Origin of the sequence: Ensifer sp. LC384, from assembly GCF_001695865.1 — a bacterium.
GTDB lineage: Bacteria > Pseudomonadota > Alphaproteobacteria > Rhizobiales > Rhizobiaceae > Ensifer.
In genome coordinates, this window is the sequence record NZ_MBST01000001.1 from 148,873 (window position 1) to 171,533 (window position 22,661).

Consider the following 22,661-nt stretch of genomic DNA (forward strand, 5'->3'; position numbering starts at 1 on the left):
TGGTCATGGCGCCGGAGACGCCGGTGCCACACGCCTGTTGTGACCGGGCGCCCCTCCTCAGGCCGGAAGGCGCTCCTCGTAGTCCTTCATCAGCCGGCTCCAGCCGTCCCAGAAAGGTTGCGGTTCCTCGCCGTTGGCACGAGCAGCCAGAACGTCGAGATGCATGTGCCAGCCGGCACCGAACATCAGCATGGTGGCACGATCGGCAATGCTGCGATGGGTCACGGTCAAGAGCACTTTGTTGCCCACCGGCGCGAGCTCGAAGGAAACGTCGCCGCTGCCGGCCCAGCTTATGGAGAGTTTTCGCGGCGGGTCGAGTTCGGTGATTTGGCTTGCCATCCGGTGTTCTTCCGGGAAGCCGGCCGGGCGCTCGCCAGGCGGGTTGCTGAGCTCGTCGTTCCGCCACACGAGTTCCACCGGCGCGCCGACCTTCATCTGCATCTGCCCGGACGCCAACCACTGCTTGCGCAGGTCGCTTTCGGTCAGATAGGCCCAGACCCGCTCGATCGGGCCCGGCAGGAGCCGCGTCAGCTTCAAGGTGTCAGGTTCGCTCAGCACGCCATAGGCGTCGAGGCTCGCGAGATCGTTCATCGGTCGTCTCCTTTTTGGGTTTGCGGGGCTTGGGTTTGTCGGGCTTGGGTTCAGCGGGCCGGGTTCGGCCGGCTGAGTTTCGATTGGCGGTGAGCCGGTCTGTCCACGGCCGATCGGGCCATGGCTTTCTGCGGATGGACGCACATGCTGGCGCAATGCGCTTTCGAGCCGGTCGAGACGGCTGGTCCAGAAGCGTTCGTGGGCATTCGGCAGGTGATCGGGGTGAAAGACGAACATCATCTCAGGCACCTATAATTCAACCAGTTGGTTGAATGTACGCTCGCGCAACCAGATAGTCAACCGTTTGGTTGAATGATTGATCGCCCCCCTCTCCACCGGCGCGCAAATGCACGAAACCACTTGTTAAATCCCCGGCGCTAACATGGAGAACCGTTGTGCCGGGGTTTTGCGTTGCTGAACAATGATCTTCATTCCTCGATCCGTGCCGGAGAGCAGGATCGCCGTGACGGCTTGAAGCGAGGCAACCGCTTTCTCGGGCGCGTCGTCGCCTGCAGCGGCTCGCGCGCAACCATCGCCGCCGTCGCCGAAAACGGCGAGACCTCGCTGACGGAACTCTGGTCGGTCGGCCGGCTGATCTCGATCACGGTCGGAAAGAACCGCGTCGTCGCGCTGGTCTATTCCATGCAGACGGCCAGCAGCGAATGGGGCGAAGAGACCAACAACACCTTCCGCATCGAGGTCGAGCTGATGGGCGAAGTCCATGTCGGCCCCGGCGGCCGCGAGGAGTTTTCCGCCGGCATCAGCCAATACCCCTATCTCGGCGCCGTCGCCCACCGCATTCGTGCCGCCGATCTCGCCCGCATCTACGATTCCGGCCAGGATGATTGCTGCATCATCGGCAAGCTGACCCAGGACGAGAGCCTCGATGCGACGATCCACGTGCCGTCGATGCTGGCCAAGCATTTTGCCATCGTCGGCACGACAGGCGTCGGCAAGTCGACCGCCGTGACGCTGCTGCTGAACAAGGCGATTGCCGCCGATCCGAAACTGCGCGTGCTGATCCTCGATCCGCACAACGAATTCGCCGCCGCCTTCCCGGAGCTCTCAGTCGTCATCGACCCCGATACGCTCGACCTGCCCTTCTGGTTCTTCCGCCTGGAAGAGTTCGCCGAGGTGATCTTCCGCGGCCGGCCCGCGATCCCCGAAGAGCTCGATATCCTGCGCGACGTCATTCCCGACGCAAAGAAAGCGTTCAAGGGCAGCGCCGAGTCCGGCCTCGTGCGGCGCCAGACGGAAAAAAGCTCGATTACCGCCGATACGCCGGTGCCCTATCGCATCGCCGACCTCTTGGCGCTGATCGACGAGCGCATCGGCCGGCTCGAAGGGCGAAACGACAAGCCGCACCTGCGCTCGCTCAAGGTCAGGATCGTCTCGGCGATCAACGATCCGCGCTACCATTTCATGTTCTCGTCGAACACGATCTCCGACACGATCCAGGACACGATCGCCAAGGTCTTCCGCATCCCCGGCGAAGGCCGGCCGATCGCCACGTTCCAGCTTGCCGGCATCCCGTCGGAAGTCGTCAACTCCGTCGCCTCGGTTCTCTGCCGCATGGCATTCGAAATCGGCCTTTGGAGCAATGGCGGCATCCATATGCTGGTCGTCTGCGAAGAGGCCCACCGCTATGTGCCCGCCGATCCCTCGCTCGGCTTCCTGCCGACGCGCCAGGCGATTGCCCGCATTGCCAAGGAAGGCCGCAAATACGGGGTCTCGCTCGGCATCATCACCCAGCGTCCAGGCGAACTCGATCCGACGATCCTGTCGCAGTGCTCGACGGTCTTTGCCATGCGGCTGGCCAATGACCGCGACCAGGACATCATCCGCTCGGCCATCCCCAATTCGTCGACCTCGACCACCAGCTTCATCTCGTCGATCGGCAACGGCGAAGCCATTGCCTTCGGCGAGGCAGTCGCCGTGCCGATGCGCATGCGCTTTACCCGCGTCAACGAGGAGCGGCTGCCCCGCGCCCACGGCATCACCGACCGGATCGACGAGGACGCGCCGCCGACCGTCGACATCCGCTCGATCGTCAACCGCATGCGGGCAATCGCCGGCCCGAACATCTCGAATTTTCAACAGAGCTATCTGGCGGCAACCAACGCCGGCGAACAGGAAGAGCGGCTCTGGGCCACCGAACTCGGCCCCGAGGCGCGCGACGAGCCCGAGGATGCCAGGTTCGACGAAGCCACAGCCGAGATCGAGCCCTACCGCCTCGATATGCTGCCGCGCGCACCCGAGCCCAGCAATCCGCAGCTCGAGCGCTTCAACCAGATCCGCCAGCAGCTTCTGACCGAAACACCGGAGCCGACGGCCGGCCATCGCCCACAGCCACCGGCCGATCCCTATCCTGCCCGCCCCGCTGCCGAACCGCGACGCGAAGGTTCCCTGCGTGACAGCCTGCTCAAGCGGCCGCTCGGCAGCATCATTCGCAAGCCCTGAGGCGCGCGTGCGCCTTGGCAGCGCAGGCCCGGCAGCGCCTTGAAGGCGGCCCCGAACTTTGCCGGTCGGATAACCGGCGACAGGGACGCTTCACCCGGGTCAAGGGTCGCTTTGGCATCTCCTGCAAATCAATCTGCCTGAGCAAACAGGCGGACCGCGCCATCCTTCCACCTCCGGTTTAACCCACGGTTTCTTGGCATTGCTAAATTGCCGCTACGCGCCCAAACTGATGGCATAGAATCACGGCCGGGGTGCACGGAGTCGGTGCATGAAAGCCGACTGAGGGGATCAAACATGCGACACGCCGGGTTGAGATGCGCTGTAGCCTTGTCTGCAATCTTCGCGACGACGGCGCAGGCGCAGGATTCGAACCAGGAACTGGCCAAGAAGCTGTCGAACCCCGTCGCCTCGATGATCAGCGTTCCCTTCCAGTTCAACTATGACCGCGGCTATGGATCGAGCGACGGCAGCAAATCGACGCTCAATATCCAGCCGGTCATTCCCTTCTCGCTGAACGCCGACTGGACCGTGATTTCGCGAACCATTCTGCCGGTGACCTCGCAGAACGACATCGAGGGACCGAGCGGCTCGCAGTTCGGCCTGGGCGACACGACGCAGAGCTTCTTCCTCTCGCCCGCCAGGCCGACGGAAAGCGGTATCATCTGGGGCGCGGGCCCGGCCTTCCTGATCCCGACGGCGACCGACGATCTGCTCGGCAGCGAAAAATGGGGCATCGGCCCGACCGTCGTCGTGCTCAAGCAGGAGGGCGAATGGACCTATGGGGCGCTCGCCAATCATATCTGGTCGTTTGCCGGCAGCGACGAGCGCAACGACATCAGCTCCACCTTCCTGCAGCCGTTCCTGTCCTACACGACGAAGGATGCCTGGACTTTCTCGCTCAACACCGAATCCACCTATGACTGGAAGGCCGACGAGTGGAGCGTTCCGATCAACGTCAACATCTCCAAGCTGATCACGATCGACAAGCAGCCGATCAGCCTTGGCGCCGGGTTGCGCTATTGGGCAGCAGCACCCGACAACGGCCCCGAGGGCCTGGGCGTCCGGATGACGCTGACCTTCCTGTTTCCTGAATGACGCCAGAGATCGGCCGCGCTGCAACGCCGCGTCTGTCGTCGGCAGCCGCGTCTGTCGTCGGAATGCGTGCCTGTGCGCGAGCTCACAAAAGCTTGGGCGGCAGCAGGTAGAGCGTCATGGCGAAGATCAGATAGACCATCAACATCAGCACGCCCACAAACCAGGCGGCACGGCCGCTGATCGTGACGATGATGGCCGTCATCGTGGCGATGAGCACCATGATCACCGCGCCCGGCCAAAACTGCAGGTCCATCGGCGTTGGGCCGACAACGTAACTCAACAGCACGAGAACGGGAGCAACGAAAAGGGCGATCTGGGCCGCGCTGCCGAGCGCAATGCCCACGCTCAAGTCCAGCCGGTTTTTGCGAGCACCTGAAAATGCCGAAGCCATTTCCGCGGCCGCTCCCACCAGTGCCACGACGATAAAACCAACGAATGCGGGCGTCATTCCGAACGTCTCTGCCGCCTGCTGCACCGATTCCACGAACACTTCGCTGACCAGGGCGACCATGACCGTCACGGCGGCCAGCGTTGCAAGGGCCACACTCAACGGCCATGGAGCCTCATCCGAGGCGGCGGCGTGGTCTACGCTGCCGAAGAATTCGCGATGGCTCTTCAGGGAGAAGAGCAGACCCAGCCCATAGGCGATGATCAGAAGGATCGCCAGACCGAAGCTCAGTTCTTGCATGAAGTCGGGTGCTGCCGCGACACTGTCGGCCCCCGCCAATGCCGACGGTACGATCAGTGCGATCGTTGCCAGGAAGAGCAGGTTCGTTTGCAGCCGAGCGCTGACGTGATTGTAGTCCTGAACGTGATATTTCAGGCCGCCGAGCAGGAATGAAGCACCGAGCATGAAAAGCGTGTTGCAAACGATAGCGCCGGCCAATGAGGCCTTCACCAGCGTGTATTGACCAAGCCGCAAGGCGGCCAGCGCAATGATAAGCTCGGTCAGATTGCCGAGCGTCGCGTTGAGAAGGCTGCCAACCGTGTCGCCGGTCCTGGCGGCGACGGCTTCGGTGGCATGGCTCAACAAGGTTGCCAATGGAACGATCGCCAAGACCGAAAGCAAAAAAAGCAGCGTGTGCGCATCGGGTGCGGCGCTGTGCGCCACAAGCACCAGCGGCGCCAGGACCAGGAACCAGAGAACCGGAGTGTGCCGAATTTCTTTCCAAAGCTGACTCATGACACCCCCAACTCATCGAGGCTTCTCGACCGGACGGCGGACGGCGACAGTGAACAAGGCTCAGTCTAGCGGCTCTCGCTCGCTGCGACCATTCGCCGTGGCCCTCAGCGCCTGGACACTGACGGCTGCAACAAGGCCAGTGAGCACAATCCCCGTAAGACCGATCATGACGGCCAGCACGCGCGAAGAAGCATGGCTCGGCACCAGATCGCCGTAACCGATGGTCAGACCAGTGACGAAGGTGAAATACAGGGTGTCGGTCATCCGCCATCCCTCTATCCGCCCAATCAAGAGGCCGCACCCAACCATGATGCAAAGAACGCCGGACAGGATTGGCCAGACAACGCCAAGCTGTCGATAGAGCGCGATAAAGAAGATCCGTCTTATGTGCTTAGACCCCATCGGACCCTGCCCGAGAAACGAAAGCCGGCTATCCCTACTGCATGTCTCCTTAAATCGTATCCGCTTTAAGGACAAAAACATGCAGCAATTCAAAGTGCTACAGCGACCTTTGCGCGTCTGATAAGACGCGCGGCGCTGTAGGATGACCGTCTGAAAGACATTTCCAACTTATGCCGACGACCAGATTACCGCTGCAGTCCATATACAATTTAGGGTGATCTAATGTGGATAAATGTCAACTCGGTAACGGTAACGACCTATGGATTCTGTCATCGTGAGACGATCACATCTGGCAGAGCTCACATTGCCTCGGCAGCACTCTCGATGCGCTGCCAGCTATCGTCGAGCTGGTTGCGGAACCAGGTCATCTGCCGCTTGGCATATTGCCGGGTTGCCGCAGAGCCGGTCTCGACCACCTCGGCCTCATCAATCTCGCCGCGCAGGAGTGCTGCAATTTGGGCAACGCCGATCGCCTTCATCACCGGCATGTCCTGATTGAGGTTCAGCGCCAAGAGCGCGCGCACCTCGCCGATCGCCCCGCCTGACAGCATCAAGCCGAAGCGGCGGTTGATGCGGTCGTGCAGCACCTTGCGACCCGGTAGCACTACCAGCTTTCGCGCCCGCTGCGGATCGATGATCTGAGGGCCGCTTTTCTGCTGGTAGACGCGGATCGACTGGCCGGTCGCCTCCACCACTTCGAGCGCACGCACGATACGCTGGCCGTCGCCGACCTTCAGCGTGCCTGCCGTCTGCGGATCGCGCACGGCAAGCTCGGCATGGAGCCCTTCCGGCCCCTCTTGCCTCAGCCGCTCGCGCAGCCCGTCGCGAATGGCGGCTGGAATTTCGGGCATGTCGGCAAGCCCACCGGTCAGCGCCTTGAAATAGAGCCCAGTGCCGCCGACGAAGACCGGCAGGCGACCGTCCTTGCGCAGCGCGCCGACCAGCGCCTCGGCCTCGCGCAGCCATCCCCCGGTCGAATAGGCCTCGCCGGCCGGCACATGGCCGTAAAGACAGTGCTCGACACCGCCCATGTCGGCCTCGTCGGGGCGCGCCGTCAGCACCCGCAACGTGTCGTAGACCTGCATGCTGTCGGCGTTGATGACGACGCCGCCATGCCGGCGCGCCAATTCGACCGCAAGCGCGGACTTGCCGCTGGCGGTCGGCCCGGTTATCAGGATCGCGTCCGTATCGGTTTCAAGGTTGTTGTCCATGGCTCTCGTTGCCACGCTTATCGCCAATCCGTCAAATCCTGTTCTGACGCCAGCGCTCGCGGAAGCCGCCGCTGACGCCGTCAAGGCATCCGGTCTCTATTGGCTTGCCGATGGCATCGCCTGCGACCTCGCGCTCACCGACGGCACAGATCCCTTTGCCGCCGAGGCGGCGCTGCGCGGCGCCCTCAGCGGCTTGGCCGTCGATGTCGCCGTCCAGGACACCGACACCAGGCGCAAGAAGCTTCTGATCGCCGACATGGATTCCACCATGATCGGCCAGGAATGCATCGACGAACTTGCCGCCGAAGTCGGGCTCAAGGACAAGGTCGCCGCCATTACCGCGCGCGCCATGAACGGCGAGATCGCCTTCGAGCCGGCGCTGATCGAGCGCGTCGCGCTTCTGAAGGGCCTGCCCTCGAGCGTCGTCGGCGATGTCATCGCCAGGCGCATCACGCTGACGCCGGGCGGCCCTGAGCTGATCGCCACCATGAAGGCGAAGGGCTACTACACCGCGCTCGTATCCGGCGGCTTCACCGTGTTTACCGGCCCGGTCGCAGACATGCTCGGTTTCCAGGAGAACCGCGCCAATACGCTGATCGAGAAGGACGGCACGCTGACCGGCGAGGTCGCCGAACCGATCCTCGGCAAGCAGGCCAAGGTCGACGCCCTCCTTGACATTGCCGGCCGGCTTGGTATCTCGACCGACGAAGCGCTTGCCGTCGGCGACGGCGCCAACGACCTTGGCATGCTGCAGCTGGCCGGCACCGGCGTCGCGCTGCACGCCAAGCCCGTGGTCGCCGAGCAGGCGAAGGTCCGCATCGACCATGGCGACCTCACGGCCCTTCTCTATCTGCAGGGCTATCGAAAGACCGATTTCATCAGATGATCGTTTCCGAGACCGAACGGCTGCGCATCCGCGCCTGGAAGGAAAGCGACCGTGATCTCTTCTTCGAGATCAACAGCGATCCCAAGGTGATGGAATTCTTCCCCCATCGCCGCAGCCGGGAGGAATCCGACGCGCTGTTCGACCGCGTCGGCCGCGGCATTGCCGAAACCGGGCTCGGCTTCTTTGCGGTGGCGCTCAAGGCCGACGACCGCCCCATCGGCTTCTGCGGCCTCGCCTATACCGACCTTGAACCCTGTCTGCCGAAAGGCACCGTCGAGATCGGCTGGCGGCTCGCGCTACCCTTCTGGGGCAAGGGCTATATCAGCGAGGCCGCGCGCGATCTCCTGCGCTACGGCTTCGAGGAGCAGGGTCTTCGCGAAATCGTCTCCTTCGCCATCCCCGAAAACATCCGCTCGACCGCCGTCATGGCCCGCCTCGGAATGCACCGGGACCCGACACGCGACTTCAACCACCCGCGCATTCCCGCCGACAAGCCACAGCTCGTTCACCATGTGCTCTACGCGACGACCAGGGCGGACTGGCAGGCGCAGCGGGCAAAGCGCGGGGCGTGATCGCGCCATAAGCTGCGGCTTGCGGAGTTCGCTGCTGCATGTTTCCTTGAATCGTAGCCGTTTCAAGGACAAAAACATGCAGCAATTCAAAGTGCTACAGCGACCTTTGCGCGTCTGATCAGACGCGCGGCGCTGTAGTTGCTCGCCGCTTGTCGCCTGGCGCTTGCCCCTCACTGTCCTGCCGGACATCTCTCCCCGCCAACGGGGAGAGAAACGCAAGCCGCACTCATCTCGCCAACCCGCAACGTTTGAGCGGCGCCAACCGGTTGCATCCGGGCCTTCTCCCGCCTGCGGGGAGAGATGCCCGGCAGGACAGTGAGGGCCCAATCCATTGTTTCCGTTGAAACGGTCAAGACCATCGGCCTTCTCCCCGTGCGCGGGGAGAAGGTGCCGGCAGGCGGATGAGGGGCAGCCCCATCCAGCGCACTTCACAGAACCACTCGAAGCTCAATTCCCGCGCCCTGCCCCCGGATATGTCCGCTCGACCCACGCCACAAACGCCTGTGCCGCCTCCGACAATGCGTCGAAACGCCGGACCACCAGCCACAAGGCGCCATAGGGCACGGAGATATCGAACGGCTGCAGCAAGCGCCCCGCCTCAACGTCGTCGCACACATGATCGCGGTCGATCAGTCCGACACCGTTGCCGCGCAGCGTCGCCTGCAGGACCATGGCGCCATCGTTGAAGATCGCGCCGCGTTCGATGCGCACCGGCCCCGCCCCGGCGGCGGCAAACCATTGCTCCCAAAGCTCGCGATTGTCCTCGGACAGGAGCGCATGCTGCATGAGATCAACCGGAGTCAAAAGCGGCCTGCCGGACCGGGTGAGCCCCGGCGCAATCACGGGGATCATCTCGACCTCAGCAAGTCGTCGCGCTTCGACGCGCGGCCAGGACGAGAACTTGACGCTGTGGCGAATGGCGATATCGGCGTCGCCGCTGCGAAACTCCACCAGCCGCGGGTCGGCGTCGATCAGCAGGTCGATCTCCGGATGCTCGCCCTGGAACTCAGCCAGATGCGGCACCAGCCAGCAACCGGCAAAGGAAGGCTCGGCGCTCACCCTCAGCACCTGATTCGCCTTGCGCCCGGAGAGCGCCTCCAGACTGTCGCCGACCATGTCGAAGGCAGAGGTCAGCACCGAAAGCAGCGACCGCCCCTCCGCCGTCAGGCTGACGCTGCGGTGGCGCCGTTCGAACAGCGGCCGGCCGACAAGGTCTTCCAGCTCGCGGATCTGCCGGCTGATTGCGGCCTGCGAGACGAAAAGTTCGCCCGCAGCCAGCGTGAAGCTTTCGAGCCGGCCCGCCGCCTCGAAACTCCGCAATGCTGTCAGGGGCAGACGGCCGCGCTTCATGCATAACCTCAAGTCATCCGAAGCCGACTGTAAACTCGTTTGAGACCTGGCGGCAAGTGCGTTGAAATGAGGGGACAGAAAGGAGGATCCGGCCATGTCTGCCATCCTCGAGATCCTGATCGACGCGTTGCGCCTGTTGACCTTTCAGCCGCCAACGCGCCAGACACGCCACACCGGATCGGACGAGGCAGCTTGTGCGGGTGCACGCTACAGCGCCGCGCGTCAAATATGACGCGCAAAGGACGCTGTAACTCCTTAAATCTGCTGCATAATTTTCTCCTTAAATCGATTCCGATTTAAGGAATTATGCAGTATGCCGGCGACTGATCTGGCTTGGCCCGCCATGCCGTCCTGCCGGCAAGATGCGGCACGGGGTACCTCAAAGTGATCGGTCGATAAGAGCCCGTCGCCGCAGCACGCGAACTGCCAAAACGGGACGCGCAAAGGATGCTGTTCACTTGCAGACAGCCGCGTGCCTCCCTCTTCAAATCGATGCCGGCTCAGCGCACGGGCCGCATTGAATCGAAATCTCAGGGATCGGAATCGACCTGCGAAAGAGTGGCGCGATGGACCTGAAAGGATTCAGGAAAATGCCATCGCGCCGCGCCGTCCTATTCCATGCGCACCGTGACGAAGCGCAGTTCGCCGGTCTTGTTGGAAAGCATCAGCAGCGCATTGCGCCGGCCGTCGGATTTCAGCTCTTCGACGCGCTCGGACACGTCGTCGGGCGTATCCATCGCTTCCTGGCCGACCTCGACGATAACGTCGCCCGGCTCCACCCGGCGTTCGGCTGCGGCAGACCCCGCCTGCACCTCGGCGATCACCACGCCTTCGACATCGTCGGAGATGCCGAACTTCTTGCGGCTTTCGGCATTGAGCGTGGTCAGCTTCATGCCGAGCACCGTGTCGGTGGCGGGCAGCACGGCCGCAGGCGGCTGGTCGCCCTTCTTGTCCTCGCCGCCTTCATCATTGGTGGTCGCCGCGGCGTTGGCGATGTCCTCGCCGTCCTCCAGCCGCCCGAGCGTGACCTTGACCGTCTGCTCCTTGCCATCGCGTATGATCACCACGTCGACGGCCTTGCCGACGGTGCTTTCGGCGACCGCGCGCGGCAGGTCGCGCATCTCGCTGACATCCTTGCCGTCGAACTTGATGATGACGTCGCCGGCCTTGATCTCATCCTTGGCGATCGGCCCGCCCTCGATGATGCCCGACACCAGCGCGCCGCGCGGCGAGGCCATCTTCAGGCTTTCGGCGATATCGTCCGTAACCGGCTGGATGCGCACGCCGAGCCAGCCGCGCCGCGTCTCACCGAAGTCCTTCAGCTGCAGCACGACATTGGCGGCAAGCTCGGTCGGTACCGAGAAGCCGATGCCGATCGAGCCGCCCGACGGCGAAATGATCGCCGTGTTGATGCCGATCACTTCGCCCTGCATGTTGAACAGCGGGCCGCCGGAATTGCCGCGGTTGATGGCAGCGTCCGTCTGGATGAAATTGTCGTAGGGGCCGGCATTGATGTTGCGGCCGCGCGCCGAGATGATGCCGACGGACACCGAACCGCCGAGGCCGAACGGGTTGCCGATCGCCATGACCCAGTCACCGATGCGCATCTTGCGGGAATCGCCGAAGGGAACCGCCTTCAACGGCGTTTTCGGCTCGACCTTGAGCACCGCGAGGTCGGTCTTGGGATCCTTGCCGACCAGCTTGGCCTTGAGCTTGCTGCCATTGGCGAAGATCACCTCGATATCGTCGGCACCTTCGATCACGTGATTGTTGGTGACGATGACGCCGGCCGGATCGATGACGAAGCCGGAGCCGAGCGAATTGACGGTGCGCTGGCGGTTGCCGCCCTTGTCGCCCTGTCCCTTGAAGAACTCATCGAAGAAGTCCTGGTAGGGCGAGCCTTCGGGCACCTGCGGCGTCGGCGCATCGTCGTCGTTCTTGACGCTCTGGGACGTCGAAATGTTCACGACCGCATCGAGCAGGCCGGCCGCAAGGTCGGCGACGGATGCGGGGCCATTGCTCGGCGGACGAACGGCGGCCGTCTGCGCCATCGCCGTGTTGGAAAGAAGCAGCGTGGCGGCCAGCGCCAGCGCGCCGAAGGTTTTCGATCGAGTGGACAATTCGCGGAGCTCCTCACGTTGTCTCGGCGGTGCGGTACCGGCAGCGATACCGCGTCATGCGATGCTCTGCAGCCCATGCGCCCGACGAAGCGCAAGTGTCGCTGCAGCGACTTTGGTTTGCCGCATAGCTTATCCCGCGATCGATCCAGATCGAAGGAATTATGCAGTGGCGACAGCGACGCGATCCGGGGATCGCGCTCCGCCCGATCTTCCAGTGAAGATACGGCGGAATTCAGAAGCGTCCAGACACGATTTTCTGATCCGCCCGAAAGAGCGGATGCTGGGCGGCGATCAGATGGTGATCTCGTGCCCGTGTTCTTTCAGCGCCTGCACCGCCTTGTCGAGATCGGAACCGGCCACGAAGATATAGTCGGTGCTGAAGGTCGAATTGGCAAAGACGCCGACACCCGCGGCCGATAGCGGCCTGAGCACGGAAGAAAGCACGCCGGGCACGTCGAAGCTGAAATGCTGTTCGATGCGGAAGCAGCGCCAGCCGAGCGAACTCTGGGTGCTGGAGGGCACGCGCGCGGCGCGGCAGACGAGGGTCATTTCCTCTCGCGAGCTGGACACGGTCCAGAAACCCGGCCCCGGCAGCCATTCCGGCATCTGGGAACCGACGTTGAGACGGGTGATCGCATATTCGGCATCGACCAGCCGGATCAGCAGTTTATGTGGCATTTCGCATTATCCTCGAAGCAACCAGACAAGTCCGACCCCGGCGGCGACGGAAAATACCCCGGCCAGTCGAAGCTGATGCTCCGGGACATACGGCAAACGCTTGGCCAATTCTACTAAAACCAAAGGGGCCAGTGCGTACACCAGCCCCTCGATGATCAGGAAAAAAGCAATCCCGGTCAGAAAGTCGGACATTGTCCGCCTAGTTCCCGGTCGTCGGTTGCGTGGTTGTCGCAGCCGGCGCGTTGCCTTCCGAGTCATTGAAGTAACGGAAGAACTCCGAATGCGGCGACAGCACGAGCGTCGTGTCCGAGCTGCCGATCGACTGCGTGTAGGCGGTCATCGAACGGTAGAATTCGAAGAACTTCGGGTCGCGCGCAAATGCGTCGGCAAAGGTCTTCGTCCGTGCGGCTTCGCCTTCACCACGCAGGATTTCCGATTCGCGCTGGGCGTCGGCGACGATCTCGACGACCTGACGGTCGGCGATGGCGCGGCGACGCTGGCCGGCTTCGTTACCCCGGGCTCGGATCAGTTCGGCTTCTGCCAGACGCTCGGCCTTCATGCGGTCGAAGGTCTGCTGCGAGACTTCCTGCGTCAGGTCCGTGCGACGGATGCGAACGTCCTCGATGTTGAGGCCGAGCGATTCGGCGTCGGTTTTGAGGTCGGCGCGAACTTCGCGCATCATCGATGCACGCTCGTCGGACAGGGCCGCCTCGAAGCCGCGCAGACCGTAGACGCGACGCAGCGATGCGTCGAGACGGGTGCGCAGACGTGCCTCGGCAGAATCGCGATCGCCCGAAACGGTTTCGCGGAAGCGGCGGGGATCGGCGATCTTGTAGACGACGAAGGCGTCGACTTCATAGAACTTGCCGCCCGAGACCTGTACGCGGATGTTGTCGAGATCGAAGCGCAGGGCCTGTGCCTCGACATACTGAACGCGGTCGGCATCCATGAAGGCGAAGGGCAGCTTGAAGTAGAGACCCGGCTCCGTCTTGACGTCCTGGATCTGGCCGAAGCGGACGACGATCGCCTGCTGGCGCTGGTTGACCACGAAGATCGACGAATAGAGACCGACGAAGACGACGGCAAGCAGGATCAGGATGATTGAAGTACGATTGTTGATCACTGTGCGCCTCCCGACTGTGCCGGCCGACCGATTTCATTCAGCGGCAGATAGGGCACGACGCCCTGCCCGTTCTTCTCGTCGATGATGACCTTCTTCGACTTGCCGAGGATGCCCTGCATCGTTTCGAGATAGAGACGCTTGCGGGTTACGTCAGGCGCCTTGGAATATTCGTCATAGACCGAGATGAAGCGCTGGGCCTCACCTTCCGCTTCCTTGACGACGCGATCCTTGTAGGCGGCTGCCTCTTCGCGGATCTGCGCGCCCTGACCGCGGGCCTTGCCGAGGATCTGGTTGGCGTACTGGTTGGCTTCTTCGACGAAGCGGTCTTCGTCCTGCTCGGCACGCTGCACTTCGTCGAACGCGTCGGCGACTTCGCGCGGCGGAGCCGCATCTTCGATCGCCACGGTGTTGACGGAAACGCCGGCGCCGTAGCTGTCCATCGTTGCCTGGATCGTGCTCTTCACGTCGGCGGCGATCGCCTGACGGTTGTCGCGGAAAATATCCTGGGCCGGACGACGGCCGACCACTTCGCGCATCGCGCTTTCGGCGACCTGCTGCAGCGTGTCAGCCGGATTCTCGACGTTGAAGAGGTAAGCCTTCGGATCCGTGACCGAGAACAGCACCGAGAACTGGACGTTGACGATGTTCTGGTCGCCGGTGAGCATCAGGCCGGCATTGGACTGACCGCTGTTGCGGCCGCCGATATTCTGCTGCTGCTCGGTGATCTTGACGAATTCAACGGTTTCCAGCGGCCAGAAATGATAGTGCAGGCCCGGCATCGAGATCTCGTCCTTCGGCTTGCCGAAGCGCATTTCGACGCCCCGTTCATCCGGCTGGACGGTATAGATCGAGTTGATCAGGATGAAGCCGACGATCAGCAGGCCGACGATGGCGAAGACGCCGCCGTTGAAACCGCCGGGAACGACGTTCTTCAGCTGATCCTGGCCACGGCGAATGATCTCCTCGAGATCTGGCGGGCCGCCTCTGCCGCCGCGCGGCCGGTTCGGCCCCTGGCCCCATGGCCCCTGATTGCCGCCGCCGCCGCCCCAAGGGCCGCCGCCGCCATTCTGATTGCTCCAGGGCATCAAAACCTCTCTTTTGAAAACTTCTCACGATGAACTGCCGCGCGAGCGCACGTTCGTCCACGATATGAACCCGTTATAAGTATGACAGGCATCGCTTTCAACGCGATACGCCAGAGTTCACCGTAAATGGTTCAAAATAGTTGACGAATGGGCCATTCGAGCGCCGCGCGTCGCATATGCCGCACCAAGGACCCTGCAACACGTGAAGATCGCTGCATAACCCCTCTTTCAACCGGCACCGACCTAAAGGGTTATGCGCCAGCGACAACCCGGCGGCGCCAGGTCACGAAATGCATGGCATGGCTGTCTTTCTCGCCCTGCGGCAGATCTTCCTCGAACACCTTGTCGAAGATAGCCGGATCGATATCCGGGAAGCGGGCATCGCCTTCGATGTCGGCCGGAACCTCGGTGATATGAAGGACATCAGCCACGCCGATCGCCTGGCGATAGATCTCGCCGCCACCGACGACGCAGGCTTCGTCCACACCGGCTGCCAAGGCTTCGCGCCGCGCCGTGGCCAGCGCTTCTTCCAGCGAGTGCACGACGATCGCACCCTCGGCGGAAAAATCGGCACTGCGGCTGATGACGATGTTCGCCCGGCCCGGCAGCGGACGGCCGATCGAGGCCCAGGTCTTGCGACCCATGATCACGGGCTTGCCCATCGTCAGCGCCTTGAAGCGCTTGAGGTCGGTCGGGAGCCGCCACGGCAGATCGCCCTCGCGGCCGATGACGCCGTTGGCGGCAACCGCGGCGATGAGGGAGATTTTCGGCTGGTTGGTGCTGGTATCAGTCATGGAACCCATTCGGTTTGCTGTCGATTTCTCTTGCCCTGACATAGGCTGCCCGGTCCGTGACCACCCGGATGTAGCGGTCGACGACCTCGCTCTCGGGCAGGATCTTTCGCATCCATTGCAGCGCGCTTGCAAGCAGCAGGTCGGCCGCGCTCATCGTCGGGCCGAGCAGATAGGTCTGCCGGCTGAGCACGTCGATCACATGGGCGCACATTTCGCTGTAGAGCCGCGCCTGCGCCGGATTATTGATCGTCGCGCCGGTGATATGCGCAAGCGCCGTCGGCTCGATCACGCCGGCATAATAGGCAAGCCAGGAGAGATAGGCGCCGCGCTCGGGATGGCCAGGCGCCCGGCCGAGGCTGCACTCCGGATGAAGATCGGTGAGGTATTGCACCACGGCCGCCGATTCCCAGATCAGCGCACCCTTGTGCAAGAGCGCCGGCACCTGCTTGTGCGGATGCGGGTTGTCGTCGTCGGGCGCGCCGGTGCCATCCCAGCGGCGGATCGAGACATAGCGGATCTCGTATTCCGCACCGATCTCCTCGAGCAGCCAGACGATGCGCGACGAGCGCGACAGCGGTGCGTGGACGAGCGTCAGCATCGAAACCTCCCGGCAGCGCCGCGCGCCAAACAAGACACGCAAGGAACACTGCAACGCTTGAATTATGTAAGCGGCGGCAAACCCTCCCGGTCTCCCGCCGTCACGCGAATGCCCGTATCGACGGCCCTGCCCTCACCGCCCGAGCCGGCGCCCCGTCAGAGTTGCTGCATAATTCCTTAAATCGATTTCGATCTAAGGAATTATGCAGTAGCAGTAAAGACGGGACCGCTCGGTGAACTCCGAGGATGGCGTCAATACTCACCTGCCTCCCGCCTTCATCAAGCAGATCGCAAGCACGTCTTCCTCGATGCCCCGACAGATGGATTCGAATTCGGCGATGAGATCCTTGTCGCGTCCTCCCAGGCGGCGCTGCCTTTCCAGCATCTCGCTTGCCTCGCCATAGGCCTCACACAGGCCAGCAACAGAAGCGTTGCTGGCGCTGAGAAGCTGCAACTGGCCGCGAACGCCAGGCAGTTGCAGCATGAGTCTGAGGAGTCCCAGTTGCTTGTTGTCCGAAGCCATGAGTCAGTTCCGCCAAAACGATGTCAATGCCCCTTGCCGATCTGCCGTTGGAGCCGTCCGACGCAACACATCCGGGCACCTGGAGCCGCCGATTATCGCTTGCTCTTGCCTTCAGTCGCTTCGCGCTTCCCATGTTCCTTTCCGAGAGCATGCCGAGCCTTTGCCGGTTCCGAAAGTACGTAACGGTAACGGACCGCGTTTGCGGCGTGCAAGACGGTCTCATCGATGGCATGGCGTTCGCCCAGGTGACTGCGAGATGGCACGACGCGGGGCGAAAAAGCACCTTCTAAGCAAGGCTGGTCATCGCGACCGAACGGCCAGTCTCAGGGACGCTCCCCGCGGCGTCTTTCGGCTTTCGTTACTGTTACGTACTTGTGCGTGCGACCATTTCTCCCAAACTGCCGGCGTTCCTTCGAGACTTTACCTTCCATCACGAGAGCAACCTACTTATTGACCTCAGGGAGACATTAGATGAGCATAGACTTGAAGAGTGGTCTTGCGCGGTTGGCTGCGTCCGCAGCCGCCCGTGCAGGCAAACCCAAAGCTTTGGCCTTAGCCGGCACCGTTTTGTTTTCGACCATATCGGCCACCGCCGTTTCCGCCTACGCGCAGGACGCCGCAAAGCCCAACATCCTCGTCATCTTCGGCGACGATATCGGCCAGACCAATATCAGCGCCTATTCCTTCGGCGTGACGGGATACAACACGCCGAACATCGACCGGATCGCCAGAGACGGCATGAAGTTCACGGACTACTATGCCGAGAACAGCTGCACGGCAGGTCGCTCCACCTTCATTACCGGGCAGACGGTGCTGCGCACGGGTATGTCAAAGGTCGGCGTGCCCGGTGCGCCAGTCGGCATTCAGGATCGCGATGTGACGATTGCGCAGGCGCTGAAGCCGCTCGGCTATGCGACCGGCCAGTTCGGCAAAAACCATTTGGGCGATCAGGATCGCTTTCTTCCGACCGCCCACGGTTTCGACGAGTTCTTCGGCAATCTCTATCACCTCAACGCCGAAGAAGAGCCGGAACGGCCCTACTGGCCGAAGGACGACCCGGCGTTCCTGAAGAGCTACGCGCCTCGCGGCGTCCTGCACTCCTTCGCCGATGGCAAGGTGGAGGACACCGGTGCGCTCAACACCAAGCGCATGGAGACCATCGACGACGAAACGACTGCAGCGGCGATGGAGTTCATCAAGAAGCAGACACAGGAAAAGAAGCCCTTCTTCACCTGGATGAACACCACACGCATGCACCTCTTCACGCACGTGCGAGACCAGTACAAGGGGCAGAGCGGCATGCCGGGCAACGACTACGCCGACGGCATGATCGAGCATGACAACGATGTCGGCAAGCTGCTCGATCTGCTCGACGAGTTGAAGATCGCTGACAACACGATCGTCGTCTACACGACCGACAACGGCCCCAACCAGTTCTCCTGGCCGGACGCGGCAACCACGCCGTTCCGCAGTGAAAAGGACTCGAATTGGGAAGGCGCATTTCGTGTTCCCGCGATGATCCGCTGGCCGGGCAAGATCAAGCCGGGCACCAGCACCGAGATGATGTCCGGGCTCGACTGGTTCCCGACATTGCTCGCAGCCGCCGGCGACAAGGACATCAAGGAGCGCCTGCTGAAGGGAACCACGCTTGGCGACAAGGACTTCAAGGTTCACCTCGACGGCTATAACCAGCTCCCCTATCTGCTCGGTGAACAGCCGAAGAGCGCCCGCAACGAGTTCTTCTATTTCAACGATGACGCCAAGCTCGTCGGCATGCGCTACGAAAACTGGAAGTTCGTCTTCTGCGAGATGCAAGCGCCCGGTGGCTTCGCGGTCTGGCAGGACCAGTTCGCTTGCCTGCGTGTTCCGAAGGTCTTCAACCTGCGCATGGATCCTTACGAGCGCGCCGATGTCGTCTCGGACCAGTACGATGACTGGCTCACCAAGAATGCCTATCTGACCGCACAAGGCGTGATGAAGTCCGCAGCGTTCCTGGAAACCTTCATCGAATACCCGCCGAGCCAGAAGCCGGCCAGCTTCTCGATCGACCAGATCGAGGAAGGCGTGCATGCCAAGATCGACGAGATCTTGAGCAAGACGAAGGCCGCATCCGCGCAGTAACGGGACGAGGCGGCGGGTAACCCCGCCGCCTCTCGGCTTTCAAGGAGTAGAAGCGTGCCAACAAGGGATCTTGCAGTCTCCTCAGCACTTCCGTCATCCCGGTCGCGGAACAGAACAGTCCCTGCGATTGCCGGGGTCATGCTGCTTTTATCGGGCGCTGCGGCACTGATATTTCAAGTCCTCTGGATAAAACAGCTTTCTATTGTCACGGGCGTTGATGTCTACGCGGTCAGCACGGGCGTCAGCGCGTTCTTCATCGGCATGGCAGCAGGCAGCCTGGTTATTGGCCGCCTCATCGACCGGTCCCGGCGTCCCTTGCTCCTCTACGCCCTGTTCGAAGTGTTGGTTGCCGTCCTCGGCCTTGCCGTCACCGTTTGCCTTTCCCACATCGCTCCGCTTTTTGTCTCGCTCGAACAGGCCACACCCCTTGCCGCTTGGGGGCTTCTCATTGGCCTGGTCGCCACCCCTGCTTTCTTGATGGGTGGCACCCTGCCAGTTGTTGTGAGTTCGCTTGCGTCAGTGCCTGGCGGCGTGGGGGTGAAGGGCGGAAGGCTCTATGCCGCAAACACCCTCGGCGCGATTTTCGGTTGCCTGGCCGTTCCATTCGCGCTCATTCCGGCTTTCGGCGTCACGGGCACAGCCTTTGCCGCGGCTGGATTTGCGATTGCGGCGGCGATGCTGGCACTGTCGCTGAATTCTTTTTCACACGCTGCTTCGCCACAACCGCCGAGCGCGACGGATCCAAAACACGGATCCATGCTCGCCCTTGTGTTGTACGCGATCGCTGGCGCTGTCGCCTTGGGATATGAAGTCGTCTGGTCACAGGCTGTTGTTCAATTCATATCGACCCGATCCTTCGCTTTTTCCATTGTGCTCGCGACCTACCTCCTGGGCCTCGCGGGCGGCTCCTTCTTGCTCTCGAGGCGGGCCGATCGCACGCCTGATCCCTGGGGGCTGTTCGGGCTGCTTATCTCCGGCGCGGGCCTCCTGGCGCTGGCCGAAATCGCCCTCCTCGGGCCCTGGCTGATCTCGCTGCAATCACTGGCCGAGACGTGGATGGTCGAAGGGACCGGCAGTCTCTTCGTCGGGATGTGCGCCCGCTTCCTGGTTGCCTCCCTTACGATCGTCTTCGGTCCGACGCTGCTGCTCGGCGCGGCCTTCCCCGTGGTGCTTCGTCTCGCGGTCGATACCAGCCATGCCGGCCGCGACACCGGCCGCGTTCTCGCCTTCAACACGCTTGGCGGAATTCTGGGGACGCTGGTGACTGGGTTCGTGCTGGTCCCGGCGCTCGGTATCGTTACCAGCCTCGGCATTCTCGCATCGATTGCGGCGGCGATCGGCATCGTCGCCGCTTACGAGGGATCGGGACGCAACAGGTTCAAGGCTCTTGTGCTCACTGCGGGTGCGGCCGTCGTGGTGCTGACGGTCGCCACCCCCAAAAGCCATCTCGCGGACCTTCTCAACACAACGCGGGGCAACGGGACGATCGTCTCCTACGACGAGGGCCTGGGCGCAACCGTCGCCGTGATCGAGCAGGGCAAGTCGGACAGGCGCTTCAAAAGGCTGTATATCCAGGGCGTATCAAACACTGGCGATGCGATGCCGTCGCTCCGCTACATGCGCCTTCAGGCGTTGCTGCCGTTGATCATCCAGAGCGAACAGCCGAAATCCGCCCTCGTCATCGGACTTGGGACCGGGATTACCGCAGGCTCGCTGCTCGCCTACCCGGGATTGGAGCGGCGCGTCGTGGCAGAGTTGCTTCCGGCTGTCGTGGAGGCCTCCGCGCATTTCAGGGGGAACTTCAACGCCGCCAAGGATCCGCGCATCGAAGTGCGGCTGCGGGATGGGCGACGCGAGCTTCTGGCCAGCGACGAGCATTACGACCTCATCACGCTCGAGCCGCCCCCGCCGTCGGCTGCCGGGGTGGTCAATCTCTATTCGTCGGATTTCTACCAACTGGCACGGGAAAGGCTCACGGCGAACGGATCAGTCGCGCAATGGCTGCCGATCGCAACCCAGAACGACGAAGACACGCGGTCGCTCGTTCGCAGTTTTCTGGATGTCTTTCCCCACGTGACGCTTTGGACGACCGAGCTTCATGAAATGCTGTTGATTGGCTCCCTTGCGCCGCAGGTCCTCGCTGCAGACAAGATAGCACGCCGCTTCGATGACCCCGTCCTGGCGGCCGCCCTCGCCGAAATCGGTGTGCGCAACGAAGCCGATTTGCTGGCAACGTGGATGATGGATCGTGCGGGGCTCGAGCGTTATGCGGGAAACGCCCTGCCCGTCACCGATGATCATCCGCGGATCGAATACGGCACCTGGGTGCGGTCCGACGAAATCCAAAGAACGCTGCCTGCCCTGATCGGGCAGCGGACCGAACTCCCGATCACGGCGGCAGATCCGGATTTCGCGAAGTTGGTCTCCAAGTCGCACAATCAGCTGATGCTGTTCTATCAGGCTTCGCTCAATGCCTATGCCGGATACCGGGATGAATGGGCTCGGGACATGGACCTGCTGCAGCGGACCGATCCGGAGAACGGCTATTTCAACTGGTTCGTCGCCAAGGCCGACGACTGAGCGTCGGCCTGTTCAAACGGGGGAGAGCCCTGCGGACGCAGGGAGGTGTTCGGAGAGCGACCTTTGCGCGTCTAAACAGACGCGCAAAGGTCGCTGTAGTACGGAGACGCTGCAGGATACTCTGCGTTACACCGCCACGTCTGCTTGAATTGCCGGGTGAGGCTCGTATCCGGAAACCACGAAATCGTCGATGTGGTACTCGTCCAGCGAGGCTGGCTGGCGCGACAGGCTTAGCCTGGGTAGCTGCGTCGGCGAACGCTTCAACTGCTGCTTAGCCTGTTCGACATGATTCAGGTAGAGATGGACATCACCACCTACCCAGACCAGCTCTCCCATATCCATGCCGACCTGCTGCGCTACCATGGCCAGCAAAGCCGCACCGCCGACCAGATTGAACGGCAGTCCGAGCAACACGTCGCAGCTGCGTTGGTAAACCAGGAGGTTCAGGCGAGATCTAGGATCGGCTCCATCCTGACCGCCGTTCCTCGGCCCGGAAACATGGAACTGGTACACCATATGGCACGGCGGCAGCGCCATTTCCGGCAGCTCGGGCACGTTCCAGGCGTGGAATAACATCCGCCGACTTGTCGGGTTGGTTCGCAGCGTGGCAATCACCTCAGCGATCTGGTCATGTTCTGTTCCATTCGCATCTGCCCAACGCCGCCACTGCTTGCCGTAGACCGGGCCGAGATCTCCCCATTCCCGCGCGAAGTTCTCGTCCGCGACGATCCGCACCTCGAAATCGGCCTGCGAGATATCACTCCCCGTGGCCTCGCGGTACTTCTTGAGCGGCCAGTCTGTCCAGATCCTCACATTCTCCTGCAGCAGCGGCCGGATGTTGGTCTGCCCCGTGAGGAACCAGAGCATCTCCTTGATGGCGAGCTTCCAGTACACGCGCTTTGTCGTCAGGATAGGAAACGACCCGTCGGACAGATCGAAACGCATCATCGCACCGAAAGACGAAAGCGTGCCCACGCCAGTTCGGTCGGTTCTCTTATCTCCCTGTTCCAGGAGATGAGCCATAAGATCAAGATATTGCGTCTCGGGGTGTCGCATGTTGCTCCCTTGTTGACTTGCCGAACGATAGCGATTTGCGGGGCCTGCTCAACCCTGAGTATTCTTACGCTCCCGACAATCGCCGTGCGGAAATGATAACGCCATCCTTTCCGCGACGGATTTTCGCCTTGCCTGTCAATGCGCTCGTTCGGAAGATCGAACTGTTATCCCTGAAAAGTTTGCCACGCCGAGGAAGATGCCGGTGCGGCTGGTCATCACATGGTCGAGGAAGTC

The 22,661-nt window shown here is 62.3% G+C and carries 21 protein-coding genes; 7 read left to right on the forward strand and 14 right to left on the reverse strand.

Annotated features, from left to right (window positions below):
* Positions 1 to 57: 57 nt before the first annotated feature.
* A complete protein-coding gene (locus BC363_RS00780) occupies positions 58 to 591 on the reverse strand; it encodes an SRPBCC family protein (RefSeq protein WP_065786850.1) in 534 nt (177 codons plus the stop codon).
* A 411-nt stretch (positions 592 to 1,002) separates the two neighbouring features.
* On the opposite strand from BC363_RS00780, the gene BC363_RS00785 reads away from it, so the two are divergent.
* Positions 1,003 to 3,051: an ATP-binding protein gene (locus BC363_RS00785; RefSeq protein ID WP_065786849.1), complete on the forward strand. Its 2,049-nt coding sequence runs from the start codon at positions 1,003 to 1,005 to the stop codon at positions 3,049 to 3,051.
* A gap of 294 nt (positions 3,052 to 3,345) precedes the next feature.
* Entirely contained in the window at positions 3,346 to 4,146 is an 801-nt protein-coding gene (locus BC363_RS00790; protein ID WP_065786848.1) for a hypothetical protein, read from the forward strand.
* A gap of 82 nt (positions 4,147 to 4,228) precedes the next feature.
* On the opposite strand, the gene cax is transcribed toward BC363_RS00790, so the two are convergent.
* From cax to miaA, 3 genes are all read right to left on the reverse strand, one after another.
* The gene (cax, locus tag BC363_RS00795; RefSeq protein ID WP_065786847.1) at positions 4,229 to 5,329 is read right to left on the reverse strand and encodes a calcium/proton exchanger; all 1,101 of its coding nucleotides are present in this window, start codon (positions 5,327 to 5,329) and stop codon (positions 4,229 to 4,231) included.
* A gap of 60 nt (positions 5,330 to 5,389) precedes the next feature.
* Positions 5,390 to 5,731 carry a potassium channel family protein gene (locus BC363_RS00800; RefSeq protein ID WP_202618513.1) on the reverse strand — a complete coding sequence of 114 codons (342 nt, stop codon included), beginning with the start codon at positions 5,729 to 5,731 and terminating at the stop codon, positions 5,390 to 5,392.
* 299 nt (positions 5,732 to 6,030) lie between these two features.
* Positions 6,031 to 6,942 (reverse strand): tRNA (adenosine(37)-N6)-dimethylallyltransferase MiaA, encoded by a 912-nt coding sequence (gene miaA / locus BC363_RS00805; RefSeq protein ID WP_065786846.1) that lies wholly within the window; start codon positions 6,940 to 6,942, stop codon positions 6,031 to 6,033.
* On the opposite strand from miaA, the gene serB reads away from it, so the two are divergent.
* Both serB and BC363_RS00815 read left to right on the forward strand, forming a co-directional pair.
* Positions 6,941 to 7,828, forward strand: a complete 888-nt coding sequence (serB, locus tag BC363_RS00810; RefSeq protein WP_065786845.1) for a phosphoserine phosphatase SerB — start codon at positions 6,941 to 6,943, stop codon at positions 7,826 to 7,828. The genes miaA and serB overlap by 2 nt on opposite strands.
* The gene (locus BC363_RS00815; protein ID WP_065786844.1) at positions 7,825 to 8,400 is read left to right on the forward strand and encodes a GNAT family N-acetyltransferase; all 576 of its coding nucleotides are present in this window, start codon (positions 7,825 to 7,827) and stop codon (positions 8,398 to 8,400) included. The genes serB and BC363_RS00815 overlap by 4 nt, the downstream gene beginning before the upstream one ends.
* Positions 8,401 to 8,847: 447 nt before the next feature.
* Here BC363_RS00815 and BC363_RS00825 read toward each other — a convergent pair whose 3' ends face one another.
* Positions 8,848 to 9,750, reverse strand: a complete 903-nt coding sequence (locus BC363_RS00825; RefSeq protein WP_065786842.1) for a LysR substrate-binding domain-containing protein — start codon at positions 9,748 to 9,750, stop codon at positions 8,848 to 8,850.
* A gap of 94 nt (positions 9,751 to 9,844) precedes the next feature.
* Between BC363_RS00825 and BC363_RS35000 the strand changes: the two genes are divergently transcribed.
* A complete protein-coding gene (locus BC363_RS35000) occupies positions 9,845 to 9,982 on the forward strand; it encodes a hypothetical protein (protein WP_161491352.1) in 138 nt (45 codons plus the stop codon).
* Between the two features lie 379 nt (positions 9,983 to 10,361).
* On the opposite strand, the gene BC363_RS00830 is transcribed toward BC363_RS35000, so the two are convergent.
* The 8 genes from BC363_RS00830 to BC363_RS00865 all read right to left on the reverse strand — a co-directional run bounded on the left by BC363_RS00830 (position 10,362) and on the right by BC363_RS00865 (position 16,670).
* Entirely contained in the window at positions 10,362 to 11,870 is a 1,509-nt protein-coding gene (locus BC363_RS00830) for a DegQ family serine endoprotease (protein ID WP_065786841.1), read from the reverse strand.
* Positions 11,871 to 12,161: 291 nt separating this feature from the next.
* Positions 12,162 to 12,548 (reverse strand): ACT domain-containing protein, encoded by a 387-nt coding sequence (locus BC363_RS00835; protein WP_053253329.1) that lies wholly within the window; start codon positions 12,546 to 12,548, stop codon positions 12,162 to 12,164.
* 6 nt (positions 12,549 to 12,554) lie between these two features.
* Complete coding sequence (locus BC363_RS00840) at positions 12,555 to 12,740, reverse strand: DUF2065 domain-containing protein (RefSeq protein ID WP_025427670.1); 186 nt, start codon at positions 12,738 to 12,740, stop codon at positions 12,555 to 12,557.
* Between the two features lie 7 nt (positions 12,741 to 12,747).
* The gene (locus tag BC363_RS00845; RefSeq protein WP_065786840.1) at positions 12,748 to 13,671 is read right to left on the reverse strand and encodes a protease modulator HflC; all 924 of its coding nucleotides are present in this window, start codon (positions 13,669 to 13,671) and stop codon (positions 12,748 to 12,750) included.
* The gene (hflK, locus tag BC363_RS00850) at positions 13,668 to 14,756 is read right to left on the reverse strand and encodes an FtsH protease activity modulator HflK (protein WP_065786839.1); all 1,089 of its coding nucleotides are present in this window, start codon (positions 14,754 to 14,756) and stop codon (positions 13,668 to 13,670) included. The genes BC363_RS00845 and hflK overlap by 4 nt, the downstream gene beginning before the upstream one ends.
* A gap of 251 nt (positions 14,757 to 15,007) precedes the next feature.
* On the reverse strand, positions 15,008 to 15,550 hold the full coding sequence (locus BC363_RS00855; protein WP_065786838.1) for a dihydrofolate reductase: 543 nt from the start codon (positions 15,548 to 15,550) through the stop codon (positions 15,008 to 15,010).
* On the reverse strand, positions 15,543 to 16,148 hold the full coding sequence (locus tag BC363_RS00860) for a glutathione S-transferase (RefSeq protein ID WP_053253333.1): 606 nt from the start codon (positions 16,146 to 16,148) through the stop codon (positions 15,543 to 15,545). The genes BC363_RS00855 and BC363_RS00860 overlap by 8 nt, the downstream gene beginning before the upstream one ends.
* A gap of 258 nt (positions 16,149 to 16,406) precedes the next feature.
* Positions 16,407 to 16,670, reverse strand: a complete 264-nt coding sequence (locus BC363_RS00865; protein ID WP_065786837.1) for a hypothetical protein — start codon at positions 16,668 to 16,670, stop codon at positions 16,407 to 16,409.
* A gap of 471 nt (positions 16,671 to 17,141) precedes the next feature.
* Between BC363_RS00865 and BC363_RS00875 the strand changes: the two genes are divergently transcribed.
* Together BC363_RS00875 and BC363_RS00880 are read left to right on the forward strand one after the other, a co-directional pair.
* Entirely contained in the window at positions 17,142 to 18,791 is a 1,650-nt protein-coding gene (locus BC363_RS00875) for an arylsulfatase (RefSeq protein WP_083223731.1), read from the forward strand.
* 138 nt (positions 18,792 to 18,929) lie between these two features.
* Positions 18,930 to 21,371, forward strand: coding sequence for a spermidine synthase (locus tag BC363_RS00880; protein ID WP_244519781.1), 2,442 nt, complete (start codon positions 18,930 to 18,932; stop codon positions 21,369 to 21,371).
* A 126-nt stretch (positions 21,372 to 21,497) separates the two neighbouring features.
* On the opposite strand, the gene thyA is transcribed toward BC363_RS00880, so the two are convergent.
* Positions 21,498 to 22,427 (reverse strand): thymidylate synthase, encoded by a 930-nt coding sequence (gene thyA, locus BC363_RS00885; RefSeq protein WP_065786833.1) that lies wholly within the window; start codon positions 22,425 to 22,427, stop codon positions 21,498 to 21,500.
* Between the last annotated feature and the right edge of the window lie 234 nt (positions 22,428 to 22,661).